Origin of the sequence: Mucilaginibacter aquariorum (assembly GCF_024498135.1) — a bacterium.
GTDB lineage: Bacteria > Bacteroidota > Bacteroidia > Sphingobacteriales > Sphingobacteriaceae > Mucilaginibacter > Mucilaginibacter aquariorum.
This window is the reverse complement of the sequence record NZ_JANHOH010000001.1, coordinates 815,552-834,495: the sequence shown is the minus strand read 5'-3', so window position 1 is coordinate 834,495 and position 18,944 is coordinate 815,552. Positions and strand designations below refer to the sequence as shown.

Below are 18,944 nucleotides of genomic sequence, written 5' to 3'. Positions count from 1 at the left end.
GATGATCAGGCAGGGCTGTTACGGCGCTGCCTGGTCATTCTTTTTTTCTTACAATCATAATTTATGAAAAACCTTCAAAAATTACCTCTTTGGCCCGCTTTAATAAATGCAAAATGCCCGAGGTGCAGAAGGGGCGATATGTTCCAAAACAGGATGTATGGCTTCAGTAGCCAGGTCATGATTAAAAAATGCAGTCATTGCGACCTTGTCTACGAAATTGAGCCGGGGTATTTTTATGTTGCCATGCTGATCAGTTATGCAATGAATGTAGCAGAGATCGTTTCCGCTTCAGTTGCCACTTATGTGCTTACGGAAAGTATTAACCCCTGGGTATATGTCGCAATTACCATAATACTCGCCTTAATTCTTTCTCCGTTCAATTTTAGGTATTCTCGAATAGTACTTCTTTACTGGTTAACACCGGGTATTAATTATCAGCCGGAACTGAGTAAAGATCATGAAATGCCTCTTCAGGGTTTTGACTGTTGACCACTTTTAAACAATTTATCAGTAAAGAAATGAAATCGACAATTATTTTTTTTATCGCAAACCTTGAACAGGTAGGAAAGCAGTTGACCAGGGCAGCTATCGTCATCGTGTTTTTATGGATAGGTGGACTGAAGTTCTTCAATTACGAAGCTGACGGCATCGTACCTTTTGTGGCTAACAGCCCTATAATGTCCTTTATGTACCACGATCCGGCACATTATAAAAAATACCAGAACAAGGAAGGTGAATCAATACCTCAAAATCACAGCTGGCATGCAGAAAATGGAACATATGTATTTTCCAATTATTTGGGATTGTTCCTCATTGCCATGGGGGTATTAGTCGCCTTTTATCGGCTAGTGCCGTTTGCCAGCATGATCGCAAGTTTGCTGATCGTATTAATGACAGCCGTAACCTTATCCTTTTTAATTACTACGCCGGAAGCCTGGGTGCCTAAACTTGGGGATAAAGACTTTGGCTTCCCCTTTCTGTCAGGTAGGGGACGATTAGTGTTAAAGGACCTGGTTATTATGGGAGCGGCATTGTTTACGGCAAGCGATTCAGCAGCCTTGTATTTGAGGAAGGAACATACATACAAATAATGCACGGTCAGTCAACACCAAAGTCTTGCCGTCGAAAATTTTTGCGGCAATCATTATTCGCGTGGATCTATACAACATTACCAATAAATTTACAATTTATGCTTCATCCAAAAGGCGTTAATATAAAGGTGAGCAGCCAATCAGTTGAAAAGCTCACAAAAAACCTGATCGAATTGTTGGAGAAAAATGGTACGACAATCTATAATGTATTAGACCAACAAAAAGAACTTGCCGGTGCCGGCGTTTCAATCCTGCCAATGAGATTTATCCTTTTTGGTAATCCGTTAACAGGTGGGCCAGTCATAAAAGACATGAAGGTAATTGCGTTGGACCTGCCTTTGAAAATATTAATCTGGGAGGGAGATGATCAGAAGGTTAATATTGCCTATAATGATAAAAACTACTTGAACGATCGATATGGCATCAGCCATGAACTTAACGAAAAACTGGACCTTGAACAACTTATTTCCCGGCTATTAAAGTAATAACCTTTAACGTTTATTAATTATACCCAGCCTGCTTTTTGTAATATTCCCTCCTTATTGTTGATATCTCAACAAATTATCAAATAATCGTTGGTGATATTTCACTAATAGTCAATTCAATTTCTTGTAAGCTACTGATAATCTGTTGTTTATATGGTGGCATTGCGATTGCAAAACGTTATATGGATTCAAATTCCGTGATTTACCCCATTATTTAAATACAAATTCAATGTATATGCAAGAAAACCACAAAAACCATGTCCTGGCCTCCGGTAATAACGGCGATGTTTCGGAAATGATCAATGAGCATCTTGCAAGCATGGAAAGCCTTTCGGTAAAAATCAGGGAAGCTTTAAATAATGGATTACAAGCGGATCATCATCTGGAAGGCCACGAGGAAAAAGCAATTTTGCTTGACCTTAGTAATGAAATCGCGGCGGCAAGCAGTAAAGATGATTTGTTCAATGGTATTTACATCAAATTAAAATCTTTATTTGGCATAGAAAAATTCGCTATCGTATTACTGAATGACGATCAAACCTGCCGCGCATTTGAATTTGATGAAAATAACTACACGGCTAACGGAAAAGGATTGAACGACCCCGAGCTTCAAAAATGTTTTCTTCCGGAAGCGTTGTTGGAGGAAATTGATAAGTCAAATAATCCAGTTTTCCTGGACCTCATTATATCTGATATTGAAGTTTCCGCTCCGGGTTATATTAAAAAATGGATTGAACAGGGGATAGAAAAAGTTGCAGCGATAGGTTTAAAAGTTGGGGGCGCTCTTATCGGTTTTCTTCATTTGTATATGGAGCCGGAACGTTTAATGAACCTGCATACCAATTTATTAAAAAGCGTCAGTTCTCAGTTATCCGTAGCTCTTTCAAATATCATGTTGATTGAAGAATTAACCCAGCGAAAAAACGAGATGGAGTTATTATTATCGATCAACACTTCCATGGCTTCAGTTAGAAATTCGGAAGAGTTAGCATCTGTAATAAAGCATCAATTTAAACAATTATTAGGTTGCAGCCATTCGGGGATAGCTATTTGTAATACAGATGGCAAAAGCGTAAGCCCTTTTTTACTTGATGACGAAGCGAAAGCCAAGCATCATCCAGCATTCCAGGATGCAATAAAAGGTCGTTACCCGGTAACTGATCCGGTATTCAATAAAACAAGGAAATCCGATTTGCCGGTTTTATTTGATTTAGATGAGATGGCCTCTCAGGGAGATTTACCTCTTTACATAAAAGTAAACTATGATAACGGCCGAAAATTTTTATTAGTCTCCCGGTTTGATAAGGAGGATAAGGTTTTTGGCTATTGGTTTTTATACTTTAATGAAAAACAAAATTTTTCATTAGCTAAATTAAAGCTAGTTCAAAGTTTAGCATACCAGCTGTGTATTTCTGTAGCCAATATAATCGCTAACCAGGAAATTAAATTAAGAGAGAAGGAAAAAGAACGACTACTTGGGTTTAGCAATGCTGTAGCGACAGTGCGGGATAAAGAGGCGCTTTCACAAATCTTAAAAGTCCAATTGCAGGAACTATTCAGTATCAATAATTATTCGATCTATATTTTAGATAAAGAACGGAAAAACTACAAACCTGTTTTTAATGATACTGAATCTGAAATTAATGGTTCGGAATTGGGCGTTAAAATTACAGATGATGATGAATTCTTCAACGAAATATTAGCTACAAACGGGCCTGTCTATTATCCTACCGGGGCGGATTTCGTATCCGGACTTGCCGAATCATTTTTTCAGCTGCAGGATAATATTTCAAACAGGAACTTGATCGGAATTTCGGTACAAATAGGGCTCGAGGATATTGCGATCATCATTTTTACGCATCATGACTTTTCAGAAATAAAATTACATGAACCTCTGCTAAAAGGCATTTGTTCACAGATCGCTATAACGGTTGCACATATTTTGGCGAATGAAAGGGTCAATCAGCAACTGTTGGAAATTGATGGATTTAAAAGGCAACTTGAAGAAGAAACCATTTATTTAAAAGAAGAAATTGAGGTTAATCAAAATTACGCGGAGATTATCGGTGACAGCCCGGTAATGCAAAAAACCTTTCGGCTGGTTACCCAGGTTGCACCATCTGACAGTACAGTATTGATACTTGGTGAAACGGGTACAGGAAAAGAGCTTATCGCCCGTGCCATCCACAATAACTCTCCAAGGAAAAATAAATTGATGGTTAAAGTAAACTGTGCTGCGCTTCCTGCAAATTTAATCGAAAGTGAACTTTTCGGGCATGAGAAGGGAAGTTTCACTGGCGCTACGGAGCGAAGGCTGGGAAAATTTGAACTGGCTAATAACGGTACTTTATTTTTAGATGAGATCGGCGAAATGCCGCTTGAGTTGCAGGTCAAATTACTGCGTGCTTTGCAGGAAAAAGAGATAGAGCGTGTGGGAGGGAGGGGCACAATCAAAGTTGATGTAAGAATAATTGCTGCCACAAACCGTGATCTTGAAAAGGAAGTTGATGAAGGTCGGTTCAGAAGTGATCTGTTTTACCGCTTGAACATATTTCCGATACAGCTTTCAGCACTTAGGGACAGGAAAGAAGACATACCAGTTCTCGCTACCCATTTTATTCACCGATACTCAAAAAAAACAGGCCGTCAGATCACTACTCTAAGTAGTAAAGCTTTACAGGATATGATGACCTATAACTGGCCAGGGAATATCAGGGAATTGGAACACCTTATTGAAAGAAGTATCCTGCTTACTGCGGGTGAAACTTTAAAACATGTCTATCTACCAAGTTTAAAAATTGGTACGAGTGTCATCACGGCAAATGGTGAAATTCAGTTGAAGACAATTGATGAGAATGAATGTGAACATATACTGCGTATCCTGAAATTCACTCAGGGTAGGATCTCCGGGCGAGGCGGCGCTGCCGACATTTTGGGGATACCGCCAAGCACTTTGAACTCAAAGATCAAACGGCTGGGCATCAAAAAAGAACACCTGGTTTGATGAAATGGGTGTCCTTATCAACTATAAATATACTTAACAGTCTTCTGCTATAATGAAATATTTGCCAATGATTTTATGGATTCTATTAATATCCCCGGTTTTTAGCCAGGACATTACCCATAATATTTCTGCGCGCGAAGCGGTTGAAATATCCCGGCTCTTACCTAAAAGCGTCGCGGACAGTATACGCATCGAACTGTTCCTAAAATTAGCGGAATATCATATTTTAAAGGCAGGTGAATACAAACCGGATCTTGATAGCGCAGGTAAATTTATTTCGGCAGCCGAGCGCCAAAACTTACGGCTTGCCTCGCCAAAATATGAGGGATACATTTTTTTAGTAAAAGCTATTTTTTTCCGGGAAAGCGGCAAATTATCCGAAGGGAAATCTACAGTAAAAAAAGCTATTATATTATTGCGTTCAACAGGTGACCATCATCATCTGGGCCTTGCTTATTTCGAATTGGCACAGCATTGTGATTATTCTGATCCTATTCAATTACCCGAAAAGATAAGATTGACAGAGCTGGGGAGCCTGGCATTCAGGCAATCTGCAAAAACTGAATTGTTAGCATTTAGCTTCAAAACGCTGGCTGACCTGTACAATTATAATGGCGAGACTTTTAAAGCCCTCGAAAATATCAAGTTATCCCTTAAAACTTATCAATCCATTCATTACAGGAAATTGCAGGCTGTTTATGATCTGTTCGGGTCTATTTATTATGATAGGGCAGATTTAATGCAGGCTCTTAATTATGAATTGGTCGCTTTGGAGACCGCCCAAAACGTAAATGACACTACGTTACAACTTTGCGAGATTTATAATAACATTGGTCGCGTTTATACCAAATTGAATGATCACGGCAGGGCGCTCATGCATTTCAAAAAAGCCTTTTCTATAGCCGAAAAATATCATGACAATGACAACGCGATCCTACTGATGTATAATACCGTCAATAGTTATATCGCTTTAAGACAGCCTGCGGATGCCCTGAAATTTGTGAAGAATATACCTGTTAAATACCTGCATACTAATAATATGTCCATGTATTATTGCGTCCCTATGGCTTATTTAATTATTTATACCAGCCTCAAAGAATTTAAATTATCGCGGCATTATAGTTTACAATTGCTTCACATACTACGGACAGGCCGTTTGGGTGTCCAGAGCTTGGGTAATATTTATCTATCGCTCACCCGATATTACATAGCATCAGAACAGTTTCCGGCCGCACTATATTATCTGCAAAAAAACGACAGCCTTTTACACCAGGTTCGTGACCCCAGTGCATTATCAAGAAACTATGATCTATGGGTTAAGCTTGATACTGTCCGCGGTGATTACCGGGCAGCCGTTAAGCATTTATTACTGAACAAAAAACTGAATGATTCCATATCAAATGACAATAATAAGCGCGAATTAAAACAAATAACCGCTTTTTATCAAAACGAACAGAAGGAAGATGCTATCAAATTGCTTCAATCTCAAGGAAAGCTTCAACAAGCGAAAATAAGGCAAACAGAAGCCACTAGAAACTGGACAATTATCCTGGCAATCATTCTAATTATGTTGTTACTGGCAGGCATTGATCGCTATAGAGTTAAGTTGCGGATCAACAAACTTGTTGCTGCGCAACAGGTAAAAGTGAATCAAAATCTTACGGTTGAAAACATCGATCTGACCGCACAGAAAGATATCCTTCAAAATCAAAAGGAATGGTTACTCTCAGAGATCCATCACCGGGTGCGCAATAACCTGCATACCGTAATTTCTTTACTGGAGTCGCAGGCGGCATTTCTTAGAAACGATGCGCTAAAAGCGATTGAAAAGAGCCAGCACCGAATTTATGCGATGTCGCTGATCCATCAAAAAATATATAATGACGATCATTTACGGGCTGTAGATATCTCGGGTTTCATCCCGGAATTATTGCGGTATTTAACGGATAGTTATAATAACCGAAGTCGAATAACTTTTCAATTGGAAATAGCAGATGTAAAAGTGAGCGTCACTCAGGCGATATCCCTGGCGCTGATTATAAATGAAGTGGTTACAAATGCCTTATCGCATGCTTTTCGGAGAAGGAATACCGGGAAAATCAGAATTAGAATGAACCAGGTTGCAGATATTGTAACGCTGGTCATTGCAGATGATGGAATCGGTTTTGACCAGGTAAAGGGTATGGCGATAGATTCACTCGGACTTAGGCTTATCAACGGATTAAGCGGAGACATCAATGCTCAGATTCAAATAGAAAGTTTTACCGGTACGAGCGTGTCGTTGACATTTCCTGCAGATACAGAGGCGGCGCTGTCCCGGCCTTTGATCCCCGAACGAAATATAATGTAGAGAGTTGAAGCGATTTAAATAATGTGCGGTAAAAATTTAAGCACTCAAATGAAAAGTATAACAAAATTAGCTATGAAAATGATAAGAAAACTTCTCTGTTTGATTATACTTCAAACCGTTTTTTTGGCTGTTTATGGACAAGATATTACCGGAAATCTTTCAGTCAAGGAAGCGCACGACTTATACAGGTCATTGGGAAAAATCAGAGATGAAAACGTCAGGGCTGATATCTTTTTAAAGCTCGCACAGTATAATGTGATGAAGCCCGGCGAAAATAAAATTGATTTGGACAGTGCGGCAGCATTTATTGTTGAAGCGGAAAAATCAAATCTCAAACTAAGAGACAGCAGGGTAGAAGGTTATATCTGGCTCGTAAAATCGATGCTAACTAAGGAATCCGGGAATAAAAAAGAAGGTAAAGAATTTGTTGAGAAGTCAATTCTAATTCTCAATAAGGTTAGCAATAGCCCTCACTTAGGCGACGCTTACGTAGAATTAGCTTCATATTTCAATTATACCGTTCAGGCTGAATTAGACGAAAAAACCAAAATAGTAGAATTGGCGGTCAATGCGCTTAAGCAGGAAGGTAAAACTTTAAAATTGGCTTACAGCCAGGAATTACTGGCTGATCTTTATACCAGTAATGGCAACCAAACAAAAGCATTACCTGTGCTTGATCAGGCACTTGCCAATTATCAGGCAGTTCACTTCAAAATGTTGCAGGGTGTTTATATTATCTACTCAGCTGCCTATTCCTCTAATTCTGATTACAAACAAGGTCTGCATTACGGGCTGCTTGCCTTAAAAACCTCTGAAAGTTTAAAGGATTCTTCGATGCAGCGTTGTCAAATTAATAATATAGTAGGTGTGATTTTAACCAAGATGAAGGAATATCACAAGGCCTTAGATTACTTCAAAAATGGATTGAAAATCGCGCAGCGGTATAATGACCAGGGAAGTGTATTGCTTATCGTCGCTAACACTGTAGGTGTTTATCTAAGTTTAAAGGAGTACGCTGCAGCACTGGATTTTATGAAAAGCATTCCTCCGAAATATTTAAAAACCAAAGATCCTGCATTTTTAACACTCGTACCTTGGATCTATTGCAACCTCTATACATCGTTAAAACAGCCACATCAAGCAAAGCCATATGCTGACTACCTATTGGATATGGCTACAAACCACCGAGATTTGATCATAAATAAAAACAAAGTATTTATTGTTTTGGTCAGGTATTTTACTTTGACCAGGCAATTTAGTTTGGCCTACAAGTTTTTAAACATAGGAATAAGTGATTTAAAAAAAAATCCAATAGAAGTTCCGATCAAAATGAAGGATTATTATGTGATCTGGTTTAAACTGGATTCCGCTTCTGGCAATTATAAATTGGCCATTGAAAGGCTTCTGAGGTACAATCATATTAAAGATTCGCTTTTTGATGAAACCAAAAACAGGCAATTGAAACAAATAGAAATTGACTATGATTTGGATAAAAAAGCAAGCCAGATAAAAATTTTAAATCAAAAAACGGAGATACAAAAAAGCGGGCTTCAAAAAGCAGAGCTGATGAAGGACTTAACCTTCGGCGGTATTATTATTCTACTCATTTTTATAAGCCTATTATATCGCCAATACCGGTTAAAGCAAAAGGGTAATCGATTAGTGCTCAGAAGTAATGTACTTATTAAACAAAAAAACCAGTTGCTTGAACATTTGCTAAAGGAAAAGGAGTGGTTGCTTAAGGAAGTACATCACCGGGTAAAAAACAATTTGCATACGGTTATCTGCTTATTGGAATCTCAGGCTGCGTACCTGCAGGACGATGCGCTGAAAGCAATCGAAAGCAGCCAACACCGCATTTACGCGATGTCGCTGATCCATCAAAAACTTTACCAGTCAGAGGATATTAAGACGATTGATATGTCTGTTTACCTGCCAGAATTCATTCAATATTTGAACGATAGTTTTGGTACCCACCACTTAGTACGTTTCCATTTGGAAATTGAACCTATTCAGCTTGGCGTATCCCAGGCGATCCCACTGGCATTGATTGTAAACGAAGCGGTAACAAATTCTATCAAATATGCTTTTGCCCCGGGTTTTGTTGGCATTATATCTATTTCTATGAAAAAATATACACAGGATATTAAGCTGGTTATTGCTGATAATGGAGTGGGATTAGATCCGGCGATAACTAATATGCCATTGGAATCTCTTGGTTTAAAATTAATGAATGGGTTAAGTGAAGATATAAACGGGCGTATCGTTTTCGAAAATAATAAAGGGACAAAAATCATGATTTCCTTTAATTCCGATCCGCTGGATATGATTCAAGATCTGTCAGGAGGTATAAATGGAAAAAAATAATATTACATTCAAATTCGAGAAGGGATAGCACTTTAGACTATTTTGATTTGAGGAATTCCCACCATCAGGTTTTCCTTTGATTTTTGATAATGCTTATATTTAAAAAGAAACCGAGCAATTAATTAAGTGCTACCTAAGGTCATTTTTGTACGTATAAGAAAAGAAGCCTAACAAAGTATTGAAATTTACAATTAATAAACACTAAGGAATTTATATGATAATGGCTAAGCGAAATTAGAATTACAAATCAAGATTTTAAAATTCCGAGGATCCGGATTACTGTAGTGTTGAAAAATTACCCGTTGAATAATTAGCGGGTAAGGCGGCCAATTAAAGTTATTTTGGTAAATAAATCCAGTATAACTTATGCTAAAAGAATCCTCTTACTAAATTATATAATGCTCTTAAAATAAATAAGACGACGTGAAAACCAAAATACTCATTGTAGAGGACCAGTTTATAGAAGCAAATAATATGCAAGGAATTCTGGAGCGTGCCGGATATAAAGTTACTGGCATTGCGCGCTCAGTTCCAATCGCTTTAAAGGCAATTGAAAAGGAAAGGCCTGATATGGTTATGCTTGATATATTATTACAAGGGAATTTGACAGGAATTGACCTGGCCGCTAAACTTCGCGAACAAAATATTGCCTTTGTTTACTTATCAGCAAACTCAAACAAGCAAATTTTAGATGCAGCCAAAGCAACCAAGCCTTATGGCTTTTTGGTCAAACCTTTTCGGGCGAAGGATGTACTGGTAATGTTGGATGTGGCCTGGTACCTGCATAGCCAGTTAGAAGAAGAAGTTAAAAACAGGGAGGCCTTTTTAAAAAGCGGCTTCCAACCCCCAAATGGTGAATTGAAAAGTATTATCGGTAGTAGTCCGGCAATAACCGATATACTAAACAGTGTAAAGATTGTGAGCCGGTCTGATACAGCTGTTTTAATACTTGGGGAGAGCGGTACCGGAAAAGAATTAATCGCCCAGGCAATTCACAAGCTATCTGATAGAAAAAATAAACCCCTGATCGTTGTTAATTGCGGCGCCCTCCCGTCTAACCTGATTGAATCTGAGTTGTTCGGACATGAGAAAGGGTCATTTACCGGCGCTTACAATAAGCGAATTGGTAAATTTGAACAGGCAGATGGTGGAACCATTTTTTTAGATGAGATCGGGGAACTGCCAATGGATCTGCAGGTTAAGTTTCTGCGAGTATTACAGGAGAAAGAAATTGAACGAATTGGCGGAAACGCCAAAAAAATTGATGTCCGAATTATCGCGGCGACAAACCGTAACCTGGAAGAGGAGATAAGTGCCGGCCGCTTCCGGCTTGACTTATATTATCGGTTAAATATCTTCCCGATAAACTTACCGCCATTAAGAGAGCGACGAAGCGATATCCTATTGCTTGCTAATTACTTTCTCAAAAAGTATGCTGATAAGCAAGGCAAAACTATCACTGGTTTTTCCGATGAGGTGATTGCGATCATGAAACAATACAGTTGGCCGGGAAATGTTCGTGAATTAGAAAATATGATGGAAAGGAGCGTTTTGTTATCAATGGGTACTTTGATCAATAGCCTTATCCTTCCGAAAGATAAAGGTTCACCGATTATTGAAATTGAAATCGACCGCGTTAAGACGATGGAAGAAAATGAGCGGGACCATATTTTAGCTACGCTTGCCAAATGTGACTGGAAGGTCTACGGAGAAGGGGGCGCGGCGGAAATGCTGAATATTAACGTATCGACACTTAATTCAAGAATGAAAAAATTAGGAATTGATAAGAAGCACTACCTGTAATCATAAATACCATGTAGGCAAGTTTATACTGATACGATTATTAATATAGTCAAGCTCATATCAATGCTGTATTTAGTTGCAGCATATAGTCCGTTTTGTAAATGCGTTGCTTTATGTTTATTTGTAAAAGCCGAAGATTATTGCGCAAAGCTAGTAACAACCAATGCTACACATAATTCCCTGAATGAATCCCCGATTTTGTAACGATTGTATTTAAAAAAAGGAACTTACCTGAATTGAACAATTCAATTTTTACAACTAAAGTCCGGGCCATTCTTCTAATTCACACATAGAATATGAATGTTGTTTATCAGGTTGATCCTCACGTCGTACTACTGCATTATATTTCCTTTCCATTCAATAATTGAATTACGCTGGTTTAAATTGTTACATCCAAGCGGAATTGATTTAACCTATTGCGACATATCAGGTATCAAAGTCAATTTTTAAAACTCACCAAGGATTATTTCATGTAATCCAATTCTAAATGGAATTGAGATTTAAACAATTGCGGTTCATTGCGTGATATATCGTCACTGAAAATTTTTCCAAAAAGTAATAATTACCTAAAAATCAATGAATTGTGCATTGGCATTGAAATGGCCATCATTGCTTTACCATATGAAAGCAATTAGGGAGAATCGCAGCCATTTATAGGCGCTTGTTCACAATTAAAAATTAAAAAAAAATCGATCAAAATGGAAACACCAACAAATGTAGAAAAGGCAATAATTCCGCCATTTGCCAAAGATCCAATGCTGTCAGTTGAAGTGCGGGATTTTTTAAAAGAATTGAATGCGCCAGGGGCAGTCCCTTTAGAAAGCTTACCACCCCTAGATGCCAGAAAAGTGCTGGAAGGCGCACAATCATCGGTAGAAGTGGATATGTCCGGCATAGATGAATCAGAGCACAGCATAAGTGCTGATGGCTTTAACATAGTCTTAAACATTGTCAGACCGGAAGGATCAACAGAGGTTTTACCTGTATTCATATTTATTCACGGTGGTGGCTGGATTCTCGGTGATTACCCTACACATAAAAGAATGGTTCGTGACCTGGTTGTACAATCAAACACTGTCGGCGTGTTTGTAAACTATACCAGGACACCTGATGCCGCATTTCCAACCGCCATTAATGAGATATTCGCAGCAACTAAATGGGTTGCTGCGAACGGCCATGAAATTAATGTGGATGGCAAACGCCTTGCGGTGGTTGGTAACAGCGTGGGTGGCAATATGACGGCTGTAACAGCATTAAAAGCCAAAGCCAATCATGGACCGGAGATCAAATTGTTGATCATGATGTGGCCGATCGTAGATGCGAATTTTGAAACAGGTTCTTATAAACGTTTTGGTGAAGACCGTTTTTTAACCACACCGCTCATGAAATGGATGTATGATATGTACATTCCCGATCCGGAAAAAAGGAAAGATATCTACGCATCCCCTTTACAAGCTACAGTAGAACAATTATCCGGATTGCCGCCAACGGTAATCGTTGTTGCAGAAAACGATGTGCTCCGGGACGAGGGAGAGGCTTTCGGCCGCAAGTTAGATGAAGCGGAGGTGCATACGACGGTAGCCCGCTACAATGGGGTCATCCACGATTTCGGTTTATTAAATGGCCTGGCAAACATTCATCCCACCAAGTCGCTGTTCGTTCAGGCTGCAGCCGAACTCAAAAAACATTTAAAATAAAAACTCAGTAATATGGCTGACAAAGCTTAATTATTAAACGATCAAAAGCATGAAAAATTTAAAAACCATTTTGTTCTCCTTATCCCATTTCCGGATAATAACTTTAATACTGCTTACTTTTACAGTAAATTTCAACGCAGTCTCACAGGTTAAAGATTTTGCGACTGATGAACATTTGAGCCCGTCAGTAAGAAAGTTTCTCAAGACACTAAATAATGGCGGCCCTGGTTTAGAAACGCTTACCCCGGTGCAAGCCCGCCAGGTTTTGGTAGACGTCCAGAACGCCTACAAGGTAGACCTTTCCGGCATTACTATTTCAGAAAAAACCATTTATAGTGACGGCTATAAAATTAAACTGAATATTGTACGGCCTGCCGGTGTAAAAGGTAAGTTACCGGTTTTCATATATATACATGGGGGAGGGTGGGTTCTCGGAGACTTTCCTACCCATAAACGCATGGTTCGGGACCTTGCCGTTCTTTCTGGCTATGTCGGGGTATTTGTTAATTATACGAGAACGCCTGATGCTGCTTTTCCGACACAAATTAATCAGATTTATGCCGCTACCAAATGGGTAGCGGAACATGGAAGCGAAATCAATGTAAACGGAAAAAAATTAGCGGTAATCGGAAATAGTGTTGGCGGTAATATGACTGCTGTAACCTCCATAAGGGCCAAAGTAGAACATGGGCCGCATATCAGTTTGCAAATTATGATGTGGCCGATACTGGATGCTAACTTCGAAACTGAATCCTATAAGCTTTTTGGACAACAACGTTTTTTAACTACACCGCTGATGAAGTGGATGTACGATATGTATATTCCTGATGCCGGCAAACGAACTAATATCTATGCTTCGCCATTAAAGGCAACTCAGGAGCAATTGGCAGGGCTGCCCCCTGCATTGATCCAGGTGGCAGAAAATGATGTGCTGAGAGATGAGGGAGAGGCCTATGGCCGCCAACTTGAACAGGCTGGAGTTAATGTCACTACGGTGCGGTACAATGGTGTGATCCATGATTTTGGATTGCTGAATGGTTTAGCCACTATACCGCAAACGCGTTCTTTATTTTTGCAGGCAGCTGCTGAAATGAAAAAGTATCTAAGATAACTAACGGTTTTATTCTACTAATTAATCGGTTGTACATCACCAATGCCTTTGACACAGGATCTGATCAATGCATTTTTTCAAAGTGCAGCACAACTTGATGAACAAGGCGCAACCTCGTTCTTGCAATGGCACCTGATTTTTACATAGCTCAATTACCTTATATGCCCTGGACGGGTCAATGGACAACGCAAAGACGTGGCTGAAGCGCTAAAAATGCTTTTCGAAGCATACTTACCAGGACAGGAAAGTATTGATACAGACCACTTGTTTATCGCTGGCCAGCAAGCCGCCTTGTTTACGGTTGTTAACAGGTTGGCCAAAGAAACAAGAAAGAAATATAATTTTGATATATGCATGCGTTTTTCCATTTACGATTGCCTGATAACAAGGTTTCTCATAATAGAAGATACGCGCGAAATTGTAAAAGCTTTGTAAAGGATGCAGTAAGTTATTGACCAATTTCTGCCAGGCCGGCATCGAAAAATTCGATGCCGGCTTTTTAATGATAGCGCTTTTTTCCGACTATTTTTTAGGCATTCGATATCATTGGCTCCTCAGGAAACAGAATCTGAATATGTGTTCCTTTGTCATTTTTAAAAGTAATTTTCCCCTGAATATCATCAACAAGGCCGTTGATCAATTTCAGGCCAAGAGAATTGGTCGTGCCATTTAATTGTTCTCGAGCAATGCCGATACCATTATCAGCGATTACCATTGAAATAAATTTACCATTCCTGCTCATTTTTACCGATATAATGCCTTTTTCATTATTGGGAAACGCGTATTTAATAGCATTTGTAATTGCTTCATTAATAATTAACGACAATGGAACTGCATAGGCAACGCCAAATTTTAATGGTTCAATTTCGAGTTCAAAGAAAATACGATTCCCGGTGCCCAGGCTATCTTTGAGATAACCAATAAATTCGGGTAAATAAATTGCCATATCCACAGTTTTAATATCCTCGGACTGATAAAGTTTTTGATGGATCAGTGACATAGCATAAATCCGGAGCTGGCTGCTTTCTACCGCCTTAAGTGCATCATTTTCCAAATAAGCCGCCTGTGACTCCAACAAGCACATGACTGTATGAAGATTATTTTTAACACGGTGATGAACTTCCTTCAATAACCATTCTTTTTCATGTAACAGATGCTCAAGTATTTGATTTTTTTTATTGATTGCTTTATTAGTTGATTTATTAATCTTAAACACTTTAAATAGTAAAGCTATAATTATCAATAGTAAGCATGCACCGGCAATAATTAGTTTTTGGATCTGTAAATTTCTATTCAACTCTAATTGCTGAGAGGACTTTTGCTGTTTCAAAATTTTTATATCCTGATCTTTTTTTTCTGTTTCATACTTTACAGTGAGTTCATCCATTTTTTTACGTTGATCCATTGCTAAATTTGAATCGTAGAACTTTTTGTATAAAATATGGTTTTCGAAAGCTCCTTTGGTGTTTCCTTCTAATGAATCGATCTTGTAAAGGGTAGCGTACCTTAAATACTTCATATCTATACTACCCCCATCCCGTTCCATTCCTTTTTTAAGGAACAGCTTCGCTTTTTTGATATTGCCCTTTGATATATAGTTCCCTGCATATTCATAATAGGTGGGAGCAAGTTCACCGTAAGAATCCATCGTAGGATTTCTGTCGGCAAGATCGAGAATCTCCATGTTGATCTTATCAGCCTGGTCAGATTTGTCCATTAAAGTATAACAGGAACTTTTGGTTGAAAGCACCTGGAACTTTTCCCATATTGTGACTGGTGGAAATTTTCGGGTAACTGAATCCAAAAGTTTGAGCGCTTGTTGTGCATTACCTTTTGTATAAAGTAACGTTGTTGCGAAAAATACACTCTTATACCAAAAAACACGGTTTTCGATTGTTCCAGAACTAATCGACCTCTTAAACCAATATAAGGCATAATCTAATTTGTTTAATGTCCAATAACAGGACCCCATTCGATTATAAAATGAGCCGGCGACTGCTTTTAAATTGGACCATTCCATATTTTCTAATCCCAATTTTGCCATTTGGAGTGCCTGTAAATTTTTACTTTGAAGAATGTACGCGTAACTTAAAACATTTTGAATATACAGGCTATGTCTATAATTGATTCTACTCATTATATTCAATGCTTGAATCATGTCCTGTTCAAGTAAATTTCCATTAATCACCAAATGTGATAGACCCAGATTGAAAAGTAGTTCAATTTCTTTTTCTTTGAAATTTTGTTTGCGACAAATTTTAATCGCATCATTTAAGTAAATTACTTTACTTGAATCAGTCTGCTGGAATAAAGTTGCCATTTGTGTCAATGCGCGGATTTTATGCAAGGCATTTTTGTCTTCAGATGGTGACTTTATTATTGCTGAAAGAATGTCCTGGGATTTTTGATCTGCATTTCGTTGATGCCATAATTCGCTCCTGATGAGTCTGCATTCAATTTGCCAATCTTGTAGGTTTTCAGATAAACTGAGTTTATCAGCTAATTCAAGGAAATAAGCAGCACTATTTAAATGCTTTGACAGCGTACCGGGTTGATGCAGATACCAGGTTGCTAATTCCAGTAAAAGCATGATGCGCTGTTCCCCTCGCTGATTACCTAGTAATGTTGTAGCTTCACTGATCTTACCCTTATTAATTAAATCAGCACCAGGTGAACTTTGCTGATTTTTAAATCCTTCGGTATAAGTCAGTAAAAAAGGTTGACCAGTTATACGATTTGCAATTAGTTTTATGCTATCCTGATCTAAATTATTTTGGGTGAGTAAATTTATGTATTGGACTGTGCTTATAACGAGCAATCTTTTTTTTGAACTGCTGTAATTTTTTAAAACCGTCTCCGATGTATTTGTTTGACCGGATACTTTTTCTACTAAAAGAAACAATATCACTACGAGAAACGAATATTTTAAAATAAAAGAAGTTGTAATTTTTGCCATAATCGTTCCTCCTGTAAAACTACTTCCGAGCAATGGCGAAATTAAAAACCATTACATAGGTTGATCTAAAAAACAATTCTGTAATTAGTTGGATACCTATCCAAGAAAATTGCTTTATAAAATGCGTACTTATAATGGTACCAAATTATTGGGGCACAATATGCAGGCTTTTATTAACCTAAATTTAGCGTTTTTTTGTTAATAGCTTTCAAACTGTTTCTTAACCCCAACGCGGAGTAGTTAAGGGTTATTAAGGTAAAATATAGATTGATATGACAGGTGACTGAATTTATGGCATCACTGATGGCTTTTGAGTCAAAATAAAGGCTATTCGGGAATCAGTATCAGCTGGATTTAAGATAAGGGATTGGTTATGCTCATTAAAGCATTTGTAGGATACTTTAGCTGTAATTTGATTTGCCTCAACCGTTTCAATTGTAATTAATTTCCCGGGAATGTTATTACCAAACCAATATTTATTCGGCTTTTGTTGCCAGGTAATAAGGGTCAATTCTATACCCGGAGTATTCTTTTGATTGCCAGACTTGGCGGCATCGATAGCTATGTCATTACCATAGAGTGTAGACATAGTGCCTTTGGTTTTGTTGATGATGCTACTTATGACCCTTAAACGTTTGCTACTAAAATTAAATTCCGCTGGAAGGGAAGCATTTTTGTTAACCGGTTCATCAAGTTTTGGAGATACATGGCAACCTAAATTCAATATCAAAAATGTACACAAAATGGTAAGGGTTATACTTTTCATGGTAATTAATGTTTAACGGGAACCGTAAAGACAAAATCATTATTTTTCATAGGGCGATGGCAATTGATACACTCGGAAGCAAACATGGTTGTCTTTCCGTAGGGAGCTAGCTTTAATGTTTTGAAACGTGCGAATCCCCAGCCTCCGGTGGAGGCATATTTTTGAGCGTTTTTGATCATCAAATCTACTTGCACAAATGCTCCGGTTCGCGTATTGCCGGCAGTATCTACCAGTTGTGTCCATAAGGCTTTCGCAAGCCTTGCACCGTCCGGCCACGGCCTTGTTTGCCCATTTTTGGCAGCATTTACGGCAATGTCGTTGCCAAATATTACGCGCATGGTGCCATTTTCAAATCTGTCACTGGTACTTAAGGGTAGCCAGTTTTTATAATCCGGGTCATACGGAATTCCGTTCAGTGCTACCGGATGTTTGACCGGTTCCTGTTTTTCATTTATCCATAATTTATATTGAGCGTTTTCCGCGTTGATTTTAGATGTATCTGAAGCTTTGTGATCCACCAGGCCCGCTAAATAATTTTTAAGAGTTGCTATATCTGCAGTAGATAGCTTGGCAGAGGGATGTATTAAGGCATAATCAGCCCGCGGCATTGCACCTAAAGTTGCGTGATTCACAGCTTCCCATAATTTTGTTTTTTGTTCAACGGGAGTTAATTTATCCCATTCAGAAAAATTCAGATGTGCCCGTCCTGTATTCACGTGTTTAGCTACCTGCCAATAAATAGGCACAATTTTGTCGCCCCAACCCAATTTCGTCTGATTTGAATGACAATCATAGCAGGACCTTTTAAATATGGCTTTTACGTTTACCGGAACTGAAATTTCCCCGGTAACCGGTGGAGTTTTAAGGTCCGGCCGCAAAAATTGCAATGTGATCAGTAAGATCAACATGATAATTCCTATACCCAGGAAAGTGTGTTTTTTATTAGAACTCATGACATTAAGAGGTTAGATTGGTGGAAATAAAACTAGTAGCTCCGCCATTGGATAATTTTGGTTTTTTAAGCCTTTCAATAACACCGGAAGTTAATTCATCTGATGAAACGCCATAAGCGGCAACAAATATCCCTTTTGTTCCAGCGTCAGATTCTATCGCGTAAATAATTACTTCATCGCCCGGATCCGAGTCTCCCTCATACCTGTAAATATCCCTGATCACAAAAAATTCAGCAATATATTTATTTTCAGGGCCCACCAGGTGATTTTCTTGCAGATTAAAATCAGTTACGTATCCAAGCCGCTTAAGTTCATTTATCGCAATTGCTGCGGTTTCGTAATGAAAGTTCGTTTCCATAAT

General features: G+C 38.5%; 13 protein-coding genes. 9 read left to right on the top strand and 4 right to left on the bottom strand.

The window, feature by feature from the left end; genetic code table 11:
- Positions 1-63 precede the first annotated feature (63 nt).
- The 9 genes from NPE20_RS03575 (at position 64) to NPE20_RS03535 (ending at position 13,908) form a co-directional block, all read left to right on the top strand.
- Positions 64-489, top strand: coding sequence for a DUF983 domain-containing protein (locus tag NPE20_RS03575; protein WP_256537228.1), 426 nt, complete (start codon positions 64-66; stop codon positions 487-489).
- 29 nt (positions 490-518) lie between these two features.
- Complete coding sequence (locus tag NPE20_RS03570; protein ID WP_256537227.1) at positions 519-1,091, top strand: DUF417 family protein; 573 nt, start codon at positions 519-521, stop codon at positions 1,089-1,091.
- Between the two features lie 98 nt (positions 1,092-1,189).
- Entirely contained in the window at positions 1,190-1,576 is a 387-nt protein-coding gene (locus NPE20_RS03565; protein WP_256537226.1) for a DUF302 domain-containing protein, read from the top strand.
- A 235-nt stretch (positions 1,577-1,811) separates the two neighbouring features.
- Positions 1,812-4,580, top strand: coding sequence for a sigma 54-interacting transcriptional regulator (locus NPE20_RS03560; RefSeq protein WP_256537225.1), 2,769 nt, complete (start codon positions 1,812-1,814; stop codon positions 4,578-4,580).
- 67 nt (positions 4,581-4,647) lie between these two features.
- Positions 4,648-6,930 (top strand): histidine kinase dimerization/phosphoacceptor domain -containing protein, encoded by a 2,283-nt coding sequence (locus tag NPE20_RS03555; RefSeq protein WP_256537224.1) that lies wholly within the window; start codon positions 4,648-4,650, stop codon positions 6,928-6,930.
- A 48-nt stretch (positions 6,931-6,978) separates the two neighbouring features.
- Positions 6,979-9,297 carry a histidine kinase dimerization/phosphoacceptor domain -containing protein gene (locus tag NPE20_RS03550; protein WP_256537223.1) on the top strand — a complete coding sequence of 773 codons (2,319 nt, stop codon included), beginning with the start codon at positions 6,979-6,981 and terminating at the stop codon, positions 9,295-9,297.
- Positions 9,298-9,720: 423 nt separating this feature from the next.
- Positions 9,721-11,100, top strand: coding sequence for a sigma-54-dependent transcriptional regulator (locus tag NPE20_RS03545; RefSeq protein ID WP_256537222.1), 1,380 nt, complete (start codon positions 9,721-9,723; stop codon positions 11,098-11,100).
- Between the two features lie 698 nt (positions 11,101-11,798).
- Positions 11,799-12,797: an alpha/beta hydrolase gene (locus NPE20_RS03540; protein WP_256537221.1), complete on the top strand. Its 999-nt coding sequence runs from the start codon at positions 11,799-11,801 to the stop codon at positions 12,795-12,797.
- Positions 12,798-12,846: 49 nt separating this feature from the next.
- Positions 12,847-13,908: an alpha/beta hydrolase gene (locus tag NPE20_RS03535; protein WP_256537220.1), complete on the top strand. Its 1,062-nt coding sequence runs from the start codon at positions 12,847-12,849 to the stop codon at positions 13,906-13,908.
- A gap of 529 nt (positions 13,909-14,437) precedes the next feature.
- Here NPE20_RS03535 and NPE20_RS03530 read toward each other — a convergent pair.
- From NPE20_RS03530 to NPE20_RS03515, 4 genes are all read right to left on the bottom strand, one after another.
- Positions 14,438-16,864 (bottom strand): histidine kinase dimerization/phosphoacceptor domain -containing protein, encoded by a 2,427-nt coding sequence (locus tag NPE20_RS03530; protein WP_256537219.1) that lies wholly within the window; start codon positions 16,862-16,864, stop codon positions 14,438-14,440.
- Between the two features lie 289 nt (positions 16,865-17,153).
- The gene (locus NPE20_RS03525) at positions 17,154-17,630 is read right to left on the bottom strand and encodes a cytochrome P460 family protein (protein WP_256537218.1); all 477 of its coding nucleotides are present in this window, start codon (positions 17,628-17,630) and stop codon (positions 17,154-17,156) included.
- Between the two features lie 5 nt (positions 17,631-17,635).
- Positions 17,636-18,583, bottom strand: coding sequence for a heme-binding domain-containing protein (locus NPE20_RS03520; RefSeq protein ID WP_256537216.1), 948 nt, complete (start codon positions 18,581-18,583; stop codon positions 17,636-17,638).
- A gap of 4 nt (positions 18,584-18,587) precedes the next feature.
- The gene (locus NPE20_RS03515; protein WP_256537215.1) at positions 18,588-18,941 is read right to left on the bottom strand and encodes a phosphoribosylpyrophosphate synthetase; all 354 of its coding nucleotides are present in this window, start codon (positions 18,939-18,941) and stop codon (positions 18,588-18,590) included.
- Positions 18,942-18,944 lie beyond the last annotated feature (3 nt).